This is a genomic window from Streptomyces sp. DSM 42067 (assembly GCF_055792885.1).
This window is the reverse complement of the sequence record NZ_CM147706.1, coordinates 4,786,700-4,804,066: the sequence shown is the minus strand read 5'-3', so window position 1 is coordinate 4,804,066 and position 17,367 is coordinate 4,786,700. Positions and strand designations below refer to the sequence as shown.

The following is a 17,367-nucleotide window of genomic DNA, read 5'->3' as shown; positions in this document are numbered from 1 at the left end:
CATGAGCACGAACACGTCGACGCACCACACGTCAACGATCGGCGCCATCGGCGCGCCCAGCCGGCGCAACACCGAGCTCGCACTGCTGGTGTTCGCCGTCGTCATCCCGGTGTTCGCCTACGCCAACGTCGGCCTGGCCATCAATGACGAGGTGCCGACCGGCCTGATGGGCTACGGCATCGGTCTCGGCCTGCTCGCGGGCGTCGGCCATCTGGTGGTCCGCAAGCTGGCGCCGTACGCCGATCCGCTGCTGCTGCCACTGGCGACGCTGCTGAACGGGCTCGGGCTGGTGTTCATCTGGCGCCTGGACCAGTCGGAGCGGCTCCAGCAGCTCGCCGAGAAGCAGTACGGCGTATTCAGCCCCTCGGCCCCGAACCAGCTGATGTACTCCGCGGCGGGCATCGCACTGTTCGTCGTCGTGCTGTTCGCGCTCAAGGACCACCGCATCCTGCAGCGCTACACGTACATCTCGATGGTCGCCTCGCTGGTGCTGCTGCTCCTGCCGCTCGTGCCGGGACTGGGCGCCGACGTGTTCGGCGCCAAGATCTGGATCAGCGTCGGCGGCTTCTCCATCCAGCCCGGCGAGTTCGCGAAGATCATCATCGCGGTCTTCTTCTCCGGCTACCTCATGGTGAAGCGCGACGCGCTGGCGCTGGCCAGCCGCCGCTTCATGGGCCTCTACCTGCCGCGCGGCCGCGACCTCGGCCCGATCATCACGATCTGGGCAGTCAGCCTGCTCATCCTGATCTTCGAGAACGACCTCGGTACGTCGCTGCTGTTCTTCGGCATGTTCGTGATCATGCTGTACGTCGCCACCGAGCGGACCAGCTGGATCGTCATCGGCCTGCTGATGTCCGCCGCAGGCGCCGTCGGCGTCGCCTCGTTCGCCAGCCACGTGCAGGCCCGCGTCGACGCCTGGCTCGATCCCTTCGCCTGCTACGAGACTTCGGGCGCTTGCGAGCAGATCGGCCAGTCGATCATGTCCTTCGGCTCAGGCGGTGTCCTCGGCACCGGCCTCGGCCAGGGCAACTCCGACCTCATCGGGTTCGCCGCCAACTCCGACTTCATCTTCGCCACCGTCGGCGAGGAGCTCGGCCTGGCCGGCGTCATGGCGTTCCTGCTGATGTACGGCCTGATCATCGAACGGGGCGTACGCACCGCACTGGCCGCCCGCGACCCCTTCGGGAAGCTGTTCGCGGTCGGTCTGTCCGGCGCCTTCGCCCTGCAGATCTTCGTGGTCGCCGGCGGTGTCATGGGCCTCATCCCGCTGACCGGTATGACCATGCCGTTCCTCGCGGCCGGTGGCTCGTCCGTCATCGCCAACTGGGCCCTCATCGGCATCCTGATCCGCATCAGCGACACCGCGCGGCGCCCTGCCCCGACCCCCGCCTCCAACCCCGACGCCGAGATGACCCAGGTGGTCCGCCCGTGAACAAGCCCCTGCGCCGGATCGCGATCTTCTGCGGACTCCTCGTCCTCGCCCTGCTCATCCGTGACAACTGGCTGCAGTACGTCCAGGCCGACGCACTGCAGTCCAACAAGAACAACCGCCGCGTCGCCATCGAGCGGTACGCCGCTCCGCGCGGCGACATCATCGTCGACGGCAAGTCCATCACCGGTTCCGTCGAGACGACCGGGACGGACTTCAACTACAAGCGGACGTACAAGAACGGGGAGATGTGGGCCCCGGTCACCGGCTACGCCTCGCAGCTCGTCGGCACCAGCCAGCTCGAGGGCATCGAGGACGGCATCCTCACCGGCAACGACGACCGGCTGTTCTTCCGCAACACCCTCGACATGATCACGGGTAAGAAGAAGGAGGGCGGCAACGTCGTCACCACCCTCAACGCCGCCGCCCAGAAGGCCGCCTTCGAGGGCCTGGGCAGCAAGAAGGGTGCCGTCGCCGCCATCGACCCGTCCACCGGCGCGATCCTGGCGCTCGCCTCCACGCCCTCCTACGACCCGTCGGTCTTCGCGGGCCTCAACGACGGCGACAAGTTCGCGAAGCTGGACAAGGACGCGGACAAGCCGATGCTCAACCGCGCCCTCCGCGAGACCTACCCGCCCGGCTCCACCTTCAAGGTGGTCACGGCCGCCGCGGCGCTGGAGAACGGCGAGGTCACGGACATCGACGCCAAGACCGACTCCCCGGACCCCTGGCCGCTGCCGCTGTCCACCGACAAGCTCACCAATGAGCACGGCGAATGCCTGAACGCGACGCTGCGCGTGGCCCTGCGGGACTCCTGCAACACGGTCTTCGGCAAGCTCAGCGACGACGTCGGCAACGAGAAGATGATCGAGCAGGCGGAGAAGTTCGGCTTCAACGAGGAGCAGTTCGTCCCGGTCCGCGCCGTCGAAAGCGTCTACCCCGAGGACAACCGGCCGCAGAACGCCATGGGCGGCATCGGCCAGGCGTCCAACCGCGCCACGCCGCTCCAGATGGCCATGGTCGCCGCGGCCGTCGCCAACGACGGCACGCTCATGGAGCCGTACATGGTCGACAAGCTGCAGGCGCCCAGCCTCGACACCATCGAGCAGCACACGCCCAAGAAGCTGAGCGAGCCGATCTCGAAGGAGAACGCGCAGAAGCTGCAGTCGATGATGGAGACCGTCGTCAGCGAGGGCACGGGAACCAACGCCCAGATCCAGGGCGTCACCGTCGGCGGCAAGACCGGTACCGCACAGCACGGCCTCAACAACAGCGAGAAGCCCTACGCCTGGTTCATCTCGTACGCGAAGACCAGCGAGGGCTCCCCGGTCGCCGTGGCCGTCGTCGTCGAGGACGGCAGCGCCAACCGTGACGACATCTCGGGTGGCGGTCTGGCCGCCCCCATCGCCAAGGCCGTGATGCAGGCAGTGATCGACAGCAAGAAGTGAACCCGGTCACGTCGCCTTCACAACGGTGCACGTTGCGATACCGGTCCTGTATCGGGTGACGTTCTCGGCCAGGTCAAGCAACGCGAGCCAGGTACGGTATGCCCGGACAGCACACCGCCGGACCACACATGGGTGCGGTCGGGACCGACGGAGAGGGCTGGTAGGTAGCTATGGAAGAGCCGCGTCGCCTCGGCGGCCGGTACGAGCTGGGCCAGGTGCTCGGCCGTGGTGGCATGGCCGAGGTGTACCTCGCGCATGACACCCGGCTCGGCCGCACCGTGGCGGTGAAGACGCTGCGGGTCGACCTCGCGCGCGACCCGTCCTTCCAGGCCCGCTTCCGCCGGGAGGCCCAGTCGGCCGCCTCGCTCAACCACCCCGCGATCGTCGCGGTGTACGACACGGGCGAGGACTACGTCGACGGGGTCTCGATCCCGTACATCGTCATGGAGTACGTCGACGGGTCGACGCTGAGGGAACTCCTGCACTCCGGGCGCAAGCTGCTGCCCGAGCGCGCCATGGAGATGACCATCGGCATCCTCCAGGCCCTGGAGTACTCGCACCGCAACGGGATCGTCCACCGCGACATCAAGCCGGCCAACGTCATGCTGACGCGCAACGGCCAGGTCAAGGTGATGGACTTCGGCATCGCCCGTGCGATGGGTGATTCCGGAATGACGATGACGCAGACCGCCGCCGTCATCGGCACCGCCCAGTACCTCTCCCCGGAGCAGGCCAAGGGCGAGCAGGTCGACGCCCGCTCCGACCTGTACTCGACGGGCTGCCTGCTGTACGAGCTGCTGACCGTCCGGCCCCCGTTCGTGGGCGACTCGCCGGTCGCGGTCGCGTACCAGCACGTACGGGAGGAGGCGCAGCCGCCGAGCGTCTTCGACCCCGAGATCACGCCCGAGATGGACGCCATCGTCCTGAGGGCACTGGTCAAGGACCCCGACTACCGCTACCAGTCCGCCGACGAGATGCGCGCCGACATCGAGGCCTGCCTCGACGGCCAGCCCGTCGCGGCCACAGCGGCCCTGGGTGCGGTCGGCTACGGCGGCCACCCGGACGACCAGCAGACGGCGATGCTGCGCCCGCAGGGCGGCGGCGTCGGCCAGACGTCGATGATGCCTCCCGTGAACCCCGACGACGGCGGCGGCTACGGCTACGACGAGCGCCCGGACCGCCGCCGCCAGAAGAAGAACAACACCTCCACAATCCTGCTGGTCGTGGCCGGCCTGTTGGTGCTGGTCGGGGCGATCCTGATCGGGAAGTGGGCGTTCAGCAGCACCGACGCCGGCAACGAACCCTTCAAGGCCCCGAACTTCGTCGGTGAGACGCAGAGCGACGCCGAGAAGATGGCGACGAACGTCGATCTGAAGCTGGACATCACAAAGAAGGAATGTGAGAACCAGCCGAAGGGCAGCGTCTGCAGCCAGGACCCGAAGGCCGGCACCCAGGTCAACAAGGGCGACACCGTCTCGCTGGTCGTGTCCAAGGGTGCGCCCAAGGTCGCCGTGCCGAACGTGATCGGCAAGGACGTCGAGGCGGCCACGGAGCAGCTCGAGCGGAAGGGCTTCGAGGTCGAGACCGAGCAGACCGAGTCTTCGCAGAAGCCCGGCACCGTTCTCAGCCAGGACCCCGACCCGGGCAGTGAGCGGGAGAAGGGCAGCACCATCACGCTCGAGGTGGCCAAGGAGAAGGAGCAGACCACCGTCCCCGACGTGACCGGCAAGACCTGCGACGAGGCCAAGAAGCAGATGGAGGACAACGACCTCACGGGCAACTGCACCGATGTCGACAGCACCACCGTCGAGGCGGGCAAGGTCATCCAGACGATCCCGGCGAAGGGCAGCTCGGTCGACCCCGGCTCGGCGGTGACGATCCAGATCGCCAAGGCGCCCTCGCAGGAGGTTGTCACGGTCCCGAACGTGACCCAGATGACACTCAAGGACGCCAGGAAGACCCTCGAAGGCCTCGGCCTGACTGTCACGGTCACCGGCTCCCAGGACGACAACGCCACCGTCCTCGGCCAGAACCCGCAGCCCGACAGCCAGGTCGCCAAGGGCTCCGCGGTCAGCCTGGTCACCGCAGACCAGGGCGGCAACGGCGGAAACGGCAACGGAGGCTTCTTCGGAGGCCCCACGGGCACGGCCACCCGCGACGAGGAGTACTGACCCTCCTCAGCACCGCCTGAACGCCCGCACAGGGCGCCCACGGACGCCGCCGGCTAGCGCAACTCAGCCGGCGGCGTCCGCTTTGCCTGGGCTCTACCCCAATCGCACCCCGGCACCCAGTCGTGTCTTCAGATTTCACGACTCGTTGATCGGGTGGGATGGGGAATCAGATCTCTGCCCTGGCCACTCGGCCACGACACGAGTGACAAGGGGCAGAGAGTGATCAACGAATCGGCTTTGCTGGAATCGCAGACTTTGCGTGCCAGCGTGCTGGACCGCACGGAAGTGCTCGACAGGGTGAAGGCGCTGTCGCTGCTGCCCGACGGCATGCATGTGACGACGGCGATGGTCGCGGCGTACTTCGAGGTCGCCGAAACAGTGATCAACAACCTGCTCAGTCGTCACAGGCAGGAGCTTGAGTCCAACGGACTGCGAGTACTTCGCGGTCCTGAGCTGCGAGAATTTAAGGAACTCAACTTGAGTTCCTATCACAGCGGTTATCCACAACCCCGCTCTAGCCTGGCCATCTGGTCGCGCCGATCCGTCCTGAATGTCGCCATGCTCCTGCGCGACAGCGATGTCGCCCGTCAGGTGCGCACGTACCTCCTCGATATGGAGTACCTAGTACGCATCCGCCCTGTGGACCCCCCTGTCGACAGGGCGGACGTCCACGCTCACGAAGCCGTACCGTCCCTCGACGACCGCATCGACCAGCGCATCACCCACATCCTCGGCAAGACCGTCGTCCCGATGTTCAACGCCCTGATCGCCACCTCCGGCGAACACCGCCGCGAGCTCATCGCGCTCCGCGAGGACATCGAGAACGTCGAGCGCAAGTTGTGCTGGCACCACCGGCGAATCCGCAGCCTGGAAGGAGAGGAACCGACGGACCAGGTCAGGGCCTCCATCAAAGCAATGACCTGGCAGGCGTTCGAGCGCCATGTCGCCGACCTGCTACACCGGGACGGTTGTACCGACGTCGTGGTACGACAAGCACGCAGCGATCGGGGTATCGACATCACCGCGCGCACAGCTGACGGACGCACCGTCGCCGTCCAGTGCAAGAACCGGACCGGCCGCTGGTCCGTGCCAAGCGCCGACATGCAGAAGTTCGCCGGTGCCGCACGCGCCGTTGACCGCGTGGATGTCGCTCTGTTCATCGCCACCTGCGAATTCAGTAGGGAGGCCCAAGCGATCGCAGACCTGAGCGGGGTCATCACCGTGAACCGTGACGAACTGGAGGCGTGGAGCGCCGGAGTGCGCCTCAAGGCGCTGCGATAGGCACCGCACAGGAAAGGGCCCGAAGCCGCAAAGGGAAGTTGCGGCTTCGGGCCCGGCTCATGTCGAGAGTGACAGCAAGTCACTCTCGACATAAGCAACTTGCCATTCTCACCATCTCGCTAGCGCAACTCCTCCGGCGGCGTCCTCTCGCTGTCGACCTTCTCGACCCTCTCCAGCTCGCCCCACACGATGTAGCGGTACGTGGACGTGTACACGGGCGTGCAGGTCGTCAGCGTGATGTAGCGGCCGGCCTTCTTCACGCCCGACTCCTTGGGGACCTGGCTCAGGACCTTCACGTTGTACTTCGAGGTCTCGGGCAGGATCGCGTACGCCTTGTACACGTACCACTTGTCCTTGGTCTCGAAGACGATCGCGTCGCCCTTCTTGATCTTGTCGATGTTGTGGAACTTCGCGCCGTGCCCGTCGCGGTGCGCGGCCAGCGAGAAGTTGCCCTTGGCGTCCTGAGGCAGGGCGGACTTCACCGGGTCCGTGTAGTAGCCGGCGACGCCGTCGTTCAGGACCTTCGGGGAGGTGCTCTTCTTGACGAGCACCTCGCCGTTCTTCATCGCCGGTACGTGCAGGAAGCCGATGCCGTCCTTGGTGTCCAGGGCGCCCGGGCCGGTGTCCTTCGACCAGGTGTCGCGCACCTTGTTGCCCTCTTTGTCCGCCGCACGGTCCGCGACGACGTTGGTCCACCACAGCGAGTAGACGACGAAGAGGCCGAGGACGAGGCCCGCGGTGATGAGGAGCTCACCGAAGACGCTGACCGCTGTGGCGATGCGGCCCGAGGCCCGGCGTCGTCGTGCGGGCGCGGGCGCCCCGGTGCGCTCGTCGCGGTCGGTCGTGGCTACCACTGATCTGCCCCGTCTGTATCAGGTGCTGGTGAAGGCAACTCGTGTGTCTGCTGCAGCGCATGCATCATCGCCTACGCATCGGTCGGCTGCGCATGCGGTGGTGGTACGTCGGCCACGGCCCCCTCGGCTACTCGACGAGCGCATCGGGCTTCCCCTTGCTGCGCGGCCGTTCCTCGACCATCTTGCCCCAGACGATCATCCGGTAGGTACTGGTGAATTCGGGGGTGCAGGTGGTGAGGGTGATGTAGCGGCCCGGCTTGGTGAAGCCGGACCCTCTCGGGATCGGGTCGAGGACGCTCGTGTTCTTCGGCGAGGTCTGCGGGAGGATGCTCGCCATCTTGTAGACGTAGTATGCGTCCTGGGTCTCCACCACGATCGGGTCGCCGGGCTGGAGGCGGTTGATGTAGCGGAACGGCTCGCCGTGTGTGTTGCGGTGCCCGGCCACTCCGAAGTTGCCCGTCTTGGCGTTCGGCATCGCCGTCGGGATGCTGTCCTTGCCGTAGTGGCCGGCCATGCCGCGGTCGAGAACCGTCTGCTTGTCGATGCCCTCGGCGATCGGCACGACGACGTCCAGCTTGGGGATGTGCATGATCGCGAAGCCCTGGCCCGGCTCGAACGCCCCCGGCTTCCGCTTTCCGTTCGCCCAGTCGTCCTTCAGGGTGTGGGCCGCGTCATCGGTCTGCTGATGGGCGCGGATGTTGGTCCACCACAGCTGGTAGGTGACGAAGAGCAGCATCAGTACGCCGGTGGTGATGAACACCTCGCCGAGCGCGCGGCTGGCCAGCACCGCCGGGCTCGGCTTCTGGGCCCGCTCCGCCCGGCGCGCCTCGAGCCGGGTGAGGGGCTTGGACGCGGCCTCGGCTGCGTCGTCCGATGCCCCCTGGGAGGCTGCTTCCTGGGAGGTGGTCCGGGAGGCCGCCGAATGCCGGCCGCCTCCGCGTTTGGCGGCGCGGCGGCGGGCCGCCCGGCCCTCTGTGGGAGGCAGGGCGGCAGTGGCTCCGGCCGTTGCCCCCTGTGCGCTCCCTGCCAAGAGCGCGCCGTCGGCTCCGCCGGTCGCAGCTCGACGGGTGTCCTCCGTGCGCAGTCCCACCGTCTCGTCGTCGAGGACCGGACGCGGGTGCGGGATGCGCAGGCCCACAGTCTCGCCATCGGCGCCCACAGACGCGCCGTCGTCCGGCGGTAAAACCGGTCCGGCGGCAGCAGCGGGAGTGGCGCGCGGAGACGGCGCCGGAGCCGCGGCCGAGGGGTCCTGCGGCCCCGCATAGGGCTGGGCGTATGCCTCCTGCCCGTACGAGCCCGCCTGCTCCTCGTACGAGGGCTGAGACGGCAGCACCTGCGACCCGTGCCAGTCGTTCGCGTACCCCAGTGGGTCGTCTCCCGAGGCGTGCCACTCCTGCTGGTCGGCTGACGGCGGTTCCGGGCTCTGCGCTACGCGGAACCAGGGGGACGAATGGGATTCGCCACGAAGCGCGTGCTGCCCCGGCAATGGATCGCTCAGCGGGTCGGCCAGCTGATCCACGGCCGCCTCGAACGCGTCGGCGCCGTCGTACGCCTGGGCGCCCCCGTACGCGTACTCGTCGTACTCGTCGTACGGGGCACCGTCGCGCTCGGGGCGCAGCGCCGTCACGCTGTGGCCCTGCCCACCACCGGGGCGAGCCCGGCCGATCGCTCGATCGCGCCCGGGTCGCCGCACTCGACCAGCCAGTTGGCGAGCATGCGGTGGCCGTGCTCCGTCAGCACGGACTCGGGGTGGAACTGCACGCCCTCCACCCGGTGTTCACGGTGGCGCAGGCCCATGATGATGCCGTCCTGCGTACGGGCCGTGACCTCCAGCTCGTCCGGGATCGTGGCCGGCTCGGCGGCCAGCGAGTGGTAGCGGGTCGCGGTGAAGGGCGAGGGAAGTCCGGCGAACACGCCCTTGCCCTCGTGCTCGACAAGCGACGTCTTGCCGTGCAGGAGCTCGGGCGCGCGGTCCACCACGCCGCCGTACGCCACGGCCATCGACTGCAGACCGAGGCAGACGCCGAAGACGGGCACGCCGGTCGCGGCACAGTGGCGCACCATGTCGATGCACACACCCGCCTGCTCGGGCGCTCCGGGGCCGGGCGAGAGCAGTACGCCGTCGAAGCCGTCCTGCGCATGGGACGTGGAGACCTCGTCGTTGCGGCGGACCTCGCACTCGGCGCCCAACTGGTACAGGTACTGGACCAGGTTGAAGACGAAGCTGTCGTAGTTGTCGACGACGAGGATGCGTGCGCTCACTGGCCGTTCACCGTCACATCGTTGAAGGGGAGCAGAGGCTCGGCCCAGGGGAAGACGTACTGGAAGAGGACGTAGACCACAGCGAGGATCAGCACCAGCGAAATCAGTGCCCTCACCCATGCGTTTCCTGGCAGATGCCGCCAGATCCAGCCGTACATGCCGTCCCTTCCGTCGCACCACGGCACCAGACTCACGCCGTACGGCACCAGCCTAACGGCGCAACGCCTTCGGTTTCCCGGCCTCCACAGGCTGGGTGGCGTCGAGATGGGCCCAGACGATCAACCGGTGGCTGTGGCCCCACTCCGGCTCACAGGTCGTCAACGTGAGGTAGCGCCCCGGCCCGTCGTATCCCGACTTGCGCGGCACGGGATCGATCACGGCGATGTCGCTGGGCAGTGTCTTGTACGGCTTGGTGTCGATGCGGTACGTGAACCATGTCGTGCCGTCGGTCAGGACCACCGCATCGCCGGGGCGCAGCCTGGGGAAGTCCTTGAAGGGATCGCCGTAGGTGCGGCGGTGGCCGGCGACGGCGAAGTTGCCCTTCTGGCCGAGCTGGGCGGTGCCGGCGTAGTGGCCGAGGCCCCGTTTCAGCGTCTCGGTCTTGGTGCCTTCGAGCACGGGCTTGTTCCACGTGAAACCAAGGCGCGGGATGTACATGACGGCGAAGGGCTTGCCGTCCTTGTAGAGCTTCGGCTCGGCGGCCGCGGGCTCTTGTTCCTGGCCGCCGTTCCTGTCCGGGGCGGCGTCAGTGCCCTTGTCCTCAGCGGCCCCGGTCTGTGTCGGTGCTGGGAGCGAGCCCTGGGCCCACCCGTCCTGCAACTGGTCGATCTGGTCGTCCATGGCACCGTCGGCCTGCACACCGGTCCATAACAGCGTGTAGCAGACGAAGAGCACGATCAGGGCGCCGACGGTGATGCACAGTTCGCTGAACGTCCTGACGATCACTCGCACCGACACCATCGACCTCCGGGCGCTACTCCACAGGCTTCGCGTAATGGAGATCCACTGTGCCCGAATAGCCGGGAAGAGTCACCGACCCTTCCTCCTCGACTTTCCACCCGAGACCGTACGCATTGACGTACAGCATGTAGTTCTGGATCTCGGGAGAGGCCGTGAGAGCGTTCTGCAGCTTCTCCGGGTCGCCGACCGCGGTCACCTTGTAGGGCGGGGAGTAGACGCGGCCCTGGAGGATCAGGGTGTTGCCGACACAGCGCACAGCGCTGGTGGAGATCAGCCGCTGGTCCATGACCTTGATCCCCTTGGCTCCGCCCTGCCAGAGGGCGTTGACGACGGCCTGCAGGTCCTGCTGGTGGATGACCAGGTCGTTGGGCTGGGGCTCCGGGTAGCCGGGGAGCTTCGCGGTGGCGTTCGTCGGGGCATCGTTGAGGGTGACGGAGAGGGCCTGGCCGCGGAGCTTCTTGGTGCCGGCGTTCTCCTCCAGCGCCGCCAGCTTGGCGTCCTCGGCCTTCGTGCTGCCGTCGTCCCGTTCGGCCAGCGACTCGACATCCTCGCGCAGCGAGCTGTTCGACTCGTCGAGCTCACCGTTCCTGTGGCTGCGCTCCTGAATGAGGTCGGAGAGCCTCAGCAAGGACGCGTCGGTGCGGATGTTGGTGCCCTTGGCGGTGTTGAAGCTGGTGAAGAAGATCAGTCCGGCCAGAGCAAAGACGGCAATCGTGAGCAACCGCACAGGTCGCCACCGTGATGTACGACTGGGACTGGATTGAGTCCCCGGGGAGTCGGCAGAATTGCTCAACGTACCCTTACTCCTTACGGCGCCGCGGAAGGACTACGCTAACGGACGCCCGGGGGAGCGCTCAGTTTCCCCTTGTACGCTGCCCCAGGGCCAGCCCAGTTCACTTGCGCGGCCACGCAGCGCATCGACAGGAGAGACCCTCGTGCCGAAGTCACGTATCCGCAAGAAGGCCGACTACACGCCGCCGCCGTCGAAGCAGGCGACGAACATCAAGCTGACCAGCCGCGCCTGGGTGGCTCCGGTGATGCTGGCGCTGTTCCTGCTCGGTCTCGCCTGGATCGTCGTCTTCTATGTGACCGACGGCTCGCTGCCGATCGACGCCCTCGGCAACTGGAACATCGTTGTGGGCTTCGGCTTCATCGCGGCGGGGTTCGGCGTCTCCACCCAGTGGAAATAGCTCGGCCCCAGCCTCGGCCCGAGGCTCTGCCCCCAGCTATCCACTGAGTTATCCACAGCACTGTCCACAGCGGGGGAAAAGGTCAGAAGATCTGTGGATAACCCACCGGTTTTGCTGCCGGTGTGACTGACCTACCACCCTTCGGACGTCTGTTCGCCCCTTGTCCTTCCTGCGAAAACCCAGGTCAGCGACAAGGGGCACACTCGTTCCCCACGGCATGCACAGGATCAGCCACACGCTGTGGACAACTGCGGCTCAAGTGAGCTGCGCAGTCCTCATCAGCACGATCACCAGCGACACGGCCAGCACCACCGCACAGGTCGCGTACTGGACCAGCGTCCGGCGCTCGCGAGGCGCGTGGACCATGGCGTAACCGACCACGACACCGCCGACGAGTCCTCCCACGTGGGCCTGCCACGCGATGTTGGCCCATGTGAACGTGAGGACCAGGTTGATCACCAGCAGCGCGATGACCGGCCGCATGTCGTAGTTCAGCCGCCGCATGAGAACGGCGGTCGCGCCGAACAGCCCGAAGATGGCACCGGACGCGCCGAGCGATGGCTGGTTCGGGGCGGCGAGGAGATAGGTCAGAGCGCTGCCCGCCAGTCCCGAGACCACATACAGAGCGATATAGCGCGCGCGGCCCAGCGCGGCCTCCAGCGGCGGGCCGATCCACCAGAGGCTGAGCATGTTGAAGGCGATGTGGATAAGACTGCCGTGCAGAAACATCGCCGTCAGCAGCCGGTACCACTGCCCGTCCGCAACGCCCTCGAGTGATCCGAGCACGGGGACATAGGCACGCCCGATCAGATCGAAGCTGTCCGTGAACCGGTCACCGACCGAGAGCTGCACCAAGAAGACGGCGAGATTGAGTCCGATCAGGAGCTTGGTGACCATGCGCGGGTCCGCCGCGACCGTGCCACCGGCGATGGTGCGCGGCTGGTTCGCGTCCGGGGCATGGCCCGTGCCCGAGCCCTCGCGTACGCAGTCGGGGCACTGGAATCCGACCGAGGCGCTGACCATGCACTCCGGGCAGATCGGGCGCTCACAGCGGGTGCACCGGATGCCCGTCTCCCGGTCCGGGTGCCGGTAGCAGCCGGGCAGGCTCTGGGCACCCTGCGGGTCCTTGGGATTGCCTGGCGCCTGGTCCATGGGATTCCCCTCGTTCTCCGTACACAACGCACCGCCCCGCCCATCCTTACGGACGGGCGGGGCGTTTGGTTCCCTGCGGGTCCCTTTGGGGCGCACCCGCGGGATCCCGTGGGCTCAGCCCTGGCGGGTCTCCACGACGACCGACTCGATGACGACGTCGTTGACCGGGCGGTCGGTGCGCGGGTTCGTCTGGGCGGCGGCGATGGCGTCCACGACCTTCTGGCTGGCCGTGTCGGTGACCTCGCCGAAGATGGTGTGCTTGCGGGTCAGCCAGGCGGTCGGCGCCACGGTGATGAAGAACTGCGAGCCGTTGGTGCCAGGACCGGCGTTGGCCATGGCCAGCAGGTACGGCTTGTCGAAGGCCAGGTCCGGGTGGAACTCGTCCTCGAACTGGTAGCCGGGGCCGCCCGTGCCGTTCCCCAGGGGGTCACCGCCCTGGATCATGAAACCGCTGATCACCCGGTGGAAGACCGTACCGTCGTAGAGCCTGTCGGTGGACTTCTTGCCGGTCGCCGGGTGGACCCACTCCCGCTCGCCCTGGGCGAGCTCGACGAAGTTCTTGACCGTCTTCGGCGCATGGTTCGGCAGCAGCCGCACCTCGATGTCGCCATGGTTGGTCTTCAGGGTGGCGTAAAGCTGCTCAGCCACGATCTGCCTTCCGTTGTCCTCTGTGACCCTCCGATCCTCGCATGGATGGTCTCTGCCGTCTTCGCACGGTTGGTCCGTGCGTCGTCGCACCCCAACCTGCCGGACTACACCTCTTTACCGGGGAAACACGGCCTAGTAGAAGCCGAAGGGGCGCGTCATGCCGGGATCCGTGGCATTGTCGTCGGCAAGCTCCCCTTGCACCGTATTGCTCTTGAATTCCCTGAGTCATCGCTGATGACCCGGATGCCCGCCCTCGCATGCCGCGGAGCCTTCCGACAGGCATGATCCCGATAAGGGTGGAAAGGTGAAATACCTGTACGCCACCGAGGAGGAGGATCCCGTGACCCGCATCGACAGCGTGCGCGCCGCGACCGGCTCGGCGAAGGAGAGCGTGCTGCACGCCGCGGAAGTGGTGGCGCCCTACGCCGACACGGCCAAGGACCGGGCCGCGCACTACGCACACGAGGCACGTGTACGACTCGCGCCGAAGGTGTCGCACGCCGCACAGCAAGCGGCGGAACAGGCCCGTGCCCAGTACGGCTCACATGTTGCGCCGCGTCTGGAACAGGCACGCACCCATGTGCCACCCAAGGTCGACTACGCGGCTCATGAGGCCGCCGTCCGCACTCGCCGGGCAGCCCGCCAGGCCGCCGTCTATTCGAGGCCGCGTATCGAGCAGGCCGTCGCCGCGGCCCAGCCCGTCCGTGAGGAAGCAGCCGCTCGCAGTGTGGCTGCGCTGGCCGCGCTGCGCGGTCAGATTTCCGCCAAGGACATCCAGAAGCTGGTGCGCAAGCACGAGCGTCGGGCGAAGGCCGGGCGGTTCGCCAAGGGTCTCGCTCTGCTCGCCACGCTCGCCGGCGGCGCTTTCGCCGCCTGGAAGTGGTGGGACAAGCAGGCCAACCCCGACTGGCTGGTCGAGCCGCCGGCTGCCACCGAAGTGTCTGACAGCGGTGCGCTGAGCTCGGTGGACGGCAGCAGCCAGCTCGACCCCGACGTGCAGGCGAAGCAGGCCGAAGCGGAGGCAGCCGAGCGCAACGAGCGCGACTGAGCGCCACGAACGCTGTCGGGCGGGAGACCAGCCGGTCTCCCGCCCGACAGCGTTTCACGTGAAACCTCGATGCGCTCGATCCGACCCCTTCGGCTCAGCGCCCTCCACCCAACAGCATCCCTCTTTGGCCCAGCGCCCTCCACCAACGGCATCGCTCTCTGGCCCAGCGCCACCCCTCACCCGGCGTCGCCTGCGCCACCCCTGACATGACACTCGGCCAGCGCTTTGCCTGCGGTTTGCGCAAAGGACGGCCATGGATTCGGCATAAAAGTCGCAACAAAAGTCGCGAGAGTCACAGGATGCAGAACGACGAAGGCGACGCCGCCCGCGCTGTTCGCGGGAGGCGTCGCCTGTTGTCGTTGTGGAGCCTAGGGGAGTCGAACCCCTGACATCTGCCATGCAAAGACAGCGCTCTACCAACTGAGCTAAGGCCCCGAAGGCGATGCATCCACCGGAAGAAACACCTTCCGGCAGGCACCGGGGACCAGAGTACCGGGTAACCCCCGGGATCTCGCAAAAGGATTGGGGCTCCCCGTCCACGATCCCGCTTCGTAAGATGCTCGACGTGGTTCGCAGCAGCGAACCGCGCGGTACTTGGGGAAGCGATGGGGAGACGCAATGGATGCCGCACAGCAGGAAGCGACCGCAAGAGCACGGGAGCTGCAGCGGAACTGGTACGGAGAGCCGTTGGGGGCGCTCTTCCGTAGGCTGATCGACGACTTGGGCCTCAACCAGGCGCGGCTCGCGGGGGTGCTCGGTCTTTCTGCGCCCATGCTGTCCCAGCTGATGAGCGGCCAGCGCGCCAAGATCGGCAATCCGGCGGTGGTCCAGCGGGTCCAACTGCTGCAGGAGCTGGCCGGCCAGGTCGCGGACGGCAGCGTGAGCGCCGCCGAGGCGACCGAGCGCATGGACGAGATCAAGAGGTCCCAGGGGGGCTCCGTGCTGAGCACCAACACCTCGCAGACCACGTCCAGTTCAGGCGCGCCCACGGTCAAGCGTGTCGTCCGCGAGATCCAGTCCCTGCTGCGCTCGGTCGCCGCCGCCGGCGACATCATCGAGGCCGCGGACATGCTCGCCCCGGCCCATCCGGAGCTGGCAGAGTTCCTGCGCGTGTACGGCGCCGGACGCACGGCGGACGCCGTCGCCCACTACCAGGCGCATCAGAGCTGAGCGGCCTCGGGGAAGTGCGGGTGCACTTCCCCAAGGCCGCTCAACCGGCGGCCGGGCCGCCGGGACCGCCGAACCGGGAGCTGGGCACGACGATGGGTGAGATCTTCGCCGGGCGGTACGAACTGGCCGATCCGATCGGACGCGGGGGAGTCGGGGCGGTCTGGCGTGCCTGGGATCACCGGCGGCGCCGGTATGTGGCCGCCAAGGTCCTGCAGCAGAGCGATGCGCACACGCTGCTGCGCTTCGTGCGCGAGCAGGCGCTGCGGATCGACCACCCGCACGTGCTCGCTCCCGTCAGCTGGGCCGCCGACGACGACAAGGTCCTGTTCACCATGGACCTGGTCGGCGGCGGCTCGCTGGCGCACCTGATCGGCGACTACGGCCCGCTGCCGCCGGCCTATGTCTGCACTCTGCTCGACCAGTTGCTGTCGGGGCTCGCCGCGGTGCACGCCGAGGGGGTCGTGCACCGCGACATCAAGCCCGCCAACATCCTGCTCGAGGCGACCGGCACCAAGCGGCCGCACCTACGGCTGTCGGACTTCGGCATCTCGATGCGCAAGGGTGAGCCGCGGCTCACCGAGACGGACTTCGTGGTGGGGACGCCCGGGTATTTCGCGCCCGAGCAGTTGCTGGGCGCGGAACCCGACTTCCCCTCCGACCTCTATGCGGTCGGCCTGGTGGCCCTGTATCTGCTGCAGGGAGCCAAGCCGGACGCCAAGGCGCTCGTCGAGCGCTTCAGGGCGCAGGGCATCCCGCACGCACCGCAGGGCATCCCCGAGCCCCTCTGGCAGGTCGTGGCGAATCTGCTGCAGCCGGATCCGCAGGCGCGGTTCCGTACGGCCACGGGGGCGCGCAAAGCGCTGGCCTCCGCCGCCGAGATGCTGCCCGAGCCCGGGCCGGACGACGAGCTGATCGAGGTCTTCGACCAACTTGGGTCGCTCCCACCGGGATTCGGCCCCGACGGGCCCGTCACGAAGGCACCTCGATCCGAGCCGACGGTGGCCACCGGCCCGACCGTCAGCCCCGGACCGGCCGTGACTACCGGCCCGACCGTCAGCCCGGGACCGGCCGTGACTACCGGCCCGACCGTCAGCCCGGGACCGGCCGTGACCACCGGACCGACCATGGGCCCAGGACCGGCAGTGCCTCCCTCCGAGGCTTTCTCGCACGCCGAAACTCCCGCTGCTGCCTTCCTCGACGCGGGCGCCTCCGAGGCGCTCGTCACCCCCGAGGCCGACCCCGGCTCCGAGCCGGTCACTCCCGCTGGACCGGCCGTACCGGCGTCCCCCGACGCGGAAGTCGCGGGCGGGCATCACCCCTCGATGTCGGAGACGGGCAGCTTCCCGCTCGCTCCACCACCGCAGGCGAGCCCAGCCCCGAGTTCACCATCGAGCCCCCTGCCAGGCCTTTCAGCGCCGCCTACGGCTCCCATCGACCTCTCGGGGAGTCCGACAGCCTCGGTCCAGCGGGATACCGCGCCCACTCGTTCGTACACGGCTCCGGTCCCGGGAGTCCCCGCTCATGGGTCCGCGCACGGATCCGCTCACGGTTACACCCCTGCCAACCCCTACCTCCCGGGGACCACCCCGGGAGCCGATCAGCTGCCGTACGCACCGCCCCAGCTCCCCACCCGGCGTCCGGGCCCGCCGGCGAAGGTGGCGATCCCCGTCTTGGCGGTCGCGTTGATCTGCTTCGCCGTGGGCATCTGGGCGCTGACCCAGATGTGATCACGAACCGCCCCGGCCTGGCCACCG

At 67.8% G+C, this 17,367-nt stretch carries 15 protein-coding genes and 1 tRNA gene; 8 read left to right on the top strand and 8 right to left on the bottom strand.

What is annotated here, in order from left to right:
• The first annotated feature begins 1 nt into the window (after position 1).
• The 4 genes from ACSMXV_RS22030 (at position 2) to ACSMXV_RS22015 (ending at position 6,329) form a co-directional block, all read left to right on the top strand.
• Complete coding sequence (locus ACSMXV_RS22030; RefSeq protein ID WP_473173036.1) at positions 2-1,432, top strand: FtsW/RodA/SpoVE family cell cycle protein; 1,431 nt, start codon at positions 2-4, stop codon at positions 1,430-1,432.
• Entirely contained in the window at positions 1,429-2,877 is a 1,449-nt protein-coding gene (locus ACSMXV_RS22025; protein ID WP_473173035.1) for a peptidoglycan D,D-transpeptidase FtsI family protein, read from the top strand. The genes ACSMXV_RS22030 and ACSMXV_RS22025 overlap by 4 nt, the downstream gene beginning before the upstream one ends.
• 170 nt (positions 2,878-3,047) lie before the next feature.
• The gene (gene pknB / locus ACSMXV_RS22020) at positions 3,048-5,048 is read left to right on the top strand and encodes a Stk1 family PASTA domain-containing Ser/Thr kinase (protein ID WP_473173034.1); all 2,001 of its coding nucleotides are present in this window, start codon (positions 3,048-3,050) and stop codon (positions 5,046-5,048) included.
• A 219-nt stretch (positions 5,049-5,267) separates the two neighbouring features.
• Positions 5,268-6,329: a restriction endonuclease gene (locus tag ACSMXV_RS22015; protein ID WP_473173033.1), complete on the top strand. Its 1,062-nt coding sequence runs from the start codon at positions 5,268-5,270 to the stop codon at positions 6,327-6,329.
• A 119-nt stretch (positions 6,330-6,448) separates the two neighbouring features.
• Here ACSMXV_RS22015 and ACSMXV_RS22010 read toward each other — a convergent pair whose 3' ends face one another.
• From ACSMXV_RS22010 to ACSMXV_RS21990, 5 genes are all read right to left on the bottom strand, one after another.
• Entirely contained in the window at positions 6,449-7,183 is a 735-nt protein-coding gene (locus ACSMXV_RS22010; protein ID WP_473173032.1) for a class E sortase, read from the bottom strand.
• 127 nt (positions 7,184-7,310) lie between these two features.
• Positions 7,311-8,810: a class E sortase gene (locus tag ACSMXV_RS22005; RefSeq protein ID WP_473173031.1), complete on the bottom strand. Its 1,500-nt coding sequence runs from the start codon at positions 8,808-8,810 to the stop codon at positions 7,311-7,313.
• Positions 8,807-9,445, bottom strand: a complete 639-nt coding sequence (locus ACSMXV_RS22000) for an aminodeoxychorismate/anthranilate synthase component II (protein WP_473173030.1) — start codon at positions 9,443-9,445, stop codon at positions 8,807-8,809. Before ACSMXV_RS22000 ends, ACSMXV_RS22005 begins: the two co-directional genes overlap by 4 nt.
• A gap of 210 nt (positions 9,446-9,655) precedes the next feature.
• Complete coding sequence (locus ACSMXV_RS21995) at positions 9,656-10,396, bottom strand: class E sortase (protein ID WP_473179030.1); 741 nt, start codon at positions 10,394-10,396, stop codon at positions 9,656-9,658.
• Positions 10,397-10,418: 22 nt separating this feature from the next.
• Positions 10,419-11,198, bottom strand: a complete 780-nt coding sequence (locus tag ACSMXV_RS21990; RefSeq protein WP_473173029.1) for a DUF881 domain-containing protein — start codon at positions 11,196-11,198, stop codon at positions 10,419-10,421.
• Between the two features lie 142 nt (positions 11,199-11,340).
• Between ACSMXV_RS21990 and crgA the strand changes: the two genes are divergently transcribed.
• On the top strand, positions 11,341-11,595 hold the full coding sequence (crgA, locus tag ACSMXV_RS21985) for a cell division protein CrgA (protein WP_181864666.1): 255 nt from the start codon (positions 11,341-11,343) through the stop codon (positions 11,593-11,595).
• Positions 11,596-11,850: 255 nt separating this feature from the next.
• On the opposite strand, the gene ACSMXV_RS21980 is transcribed toward crgA, so the two are convergent.
• A complete protein-coding gene (locus ACSMXV_RS21980; RefSeq protein WP_473173028.1) occupies positions 11,851-12,747 on the bottom strand; it encodes a rhomboid family intramembrane serine protease in 897 nt (298 codons plus the stop codon).
• Between the two features lie 114 nt (positions 12,748-12,861).
• Positions 12,862-13,395 carry a peptidylprolyl isomerase gene (locus ACSMXV_RS21975; protein WP_473173027.1) on the bottom strand — a complete coding sequence of 178 codons (534 nt, stop codon included), beginning with the start codon at positions 13,393-13,395 and terminating at the stop codon, positions 12,862-12,864.
• 340 nt (positions 13,396-13,735) lie between these two features.
• Here ACSMXV_RS21975 and ACSMXV_RS21970 point away from each other — a divergent pair, with 340 nt between their 5' ends.
• Complete coding sequence (locus ACSMXV_RS21970; protein ID WP_473179029.1) at positions 13,736-14,443, top strand: DUF5324 family protein; 708 nt, start codon at positions 13,736-13,738, stop codon at positions 14,441-14,443.
• A gap of 362 nt (positions 14,444-14,805) precedes the next feature.
• On the opposite strand, the gene ACSMXV_RS21965 is transcribed toward ACSMXV_RS21970, so the two are convergent.
• Positions 14,806-14,878 (bottom strand) — tRNA-Ala (locus ACSMXV_RS21965).
• 183 nt (positions 14,879-15,061) lie between these two features.
• Here ACSMXV_RS21965 and ACSMXV_RS21960 point away from each other — a divergent pair.
• The gene (locus ACSMXV_RS21960) at positions 15,062-15,613 is read left to right on the top strand and encodes a helix-turn-helix domain-containing protein (RefSeq protein ID WP_181656278.1); all 552 of its coding nucleotides are present in this window, start codon (positions 15,062-15,064) and stop codon (positions 15,611-15,613) included.
• Positions 15,614-15,705: 92 nt separating this feature from the next.
• A complete protein-coding gene (locus ACSMXV_RS21955; protein ID WP_473179028.1) occupies positions 15,706-17,340 on the top strand; it encodes a serine/threonine-protein kinase in 1,635 nt (544 codons plus the stop codon).
• The last annotated feature ends 27 nt before the right edge of the window (positions 17,341-17,367 follow it).

Bases quoted from the DNA above. Each gene is read 5' to 3' on its own strand.
- ACSMXV_RS21955 (WP_473179028.1), top strand. From the start codon at position 15,706: ATGGGTGAGATCTTCGCCGGGCGGTACGAACTGGCCGATCCGATCGGA.
- pknB (WP_473173034.1), top strand. From the start codon at position 3,048: ATGGAAGAGCCGCGTCGCCTCGGCGGCCGGTACGAGCTGGGCCAGGTG.
- ACSMXV_RS21980 (WP_473173028.1), bottom strand. From the start codon at position 12,747: ATGGACCAGGCGCCAGGCAATCCCAAGGACCCGCAGGGTGCCCAGAGC.
- ACSMXV_RS21960 (WP_181656278.1), top strand. From the start codon at position 15,062: ATGGATGCCGCACAGCAGGAAGCGACCGCAAGAGCACGGGAGCTGCAG.
- ACSMXV_RS22030 (WP_473173036.1), top strand. From the start codon at position 2: ATGAGCACGAACACGTCGACGCACCACACGTCAACGATCGGCGCCATC.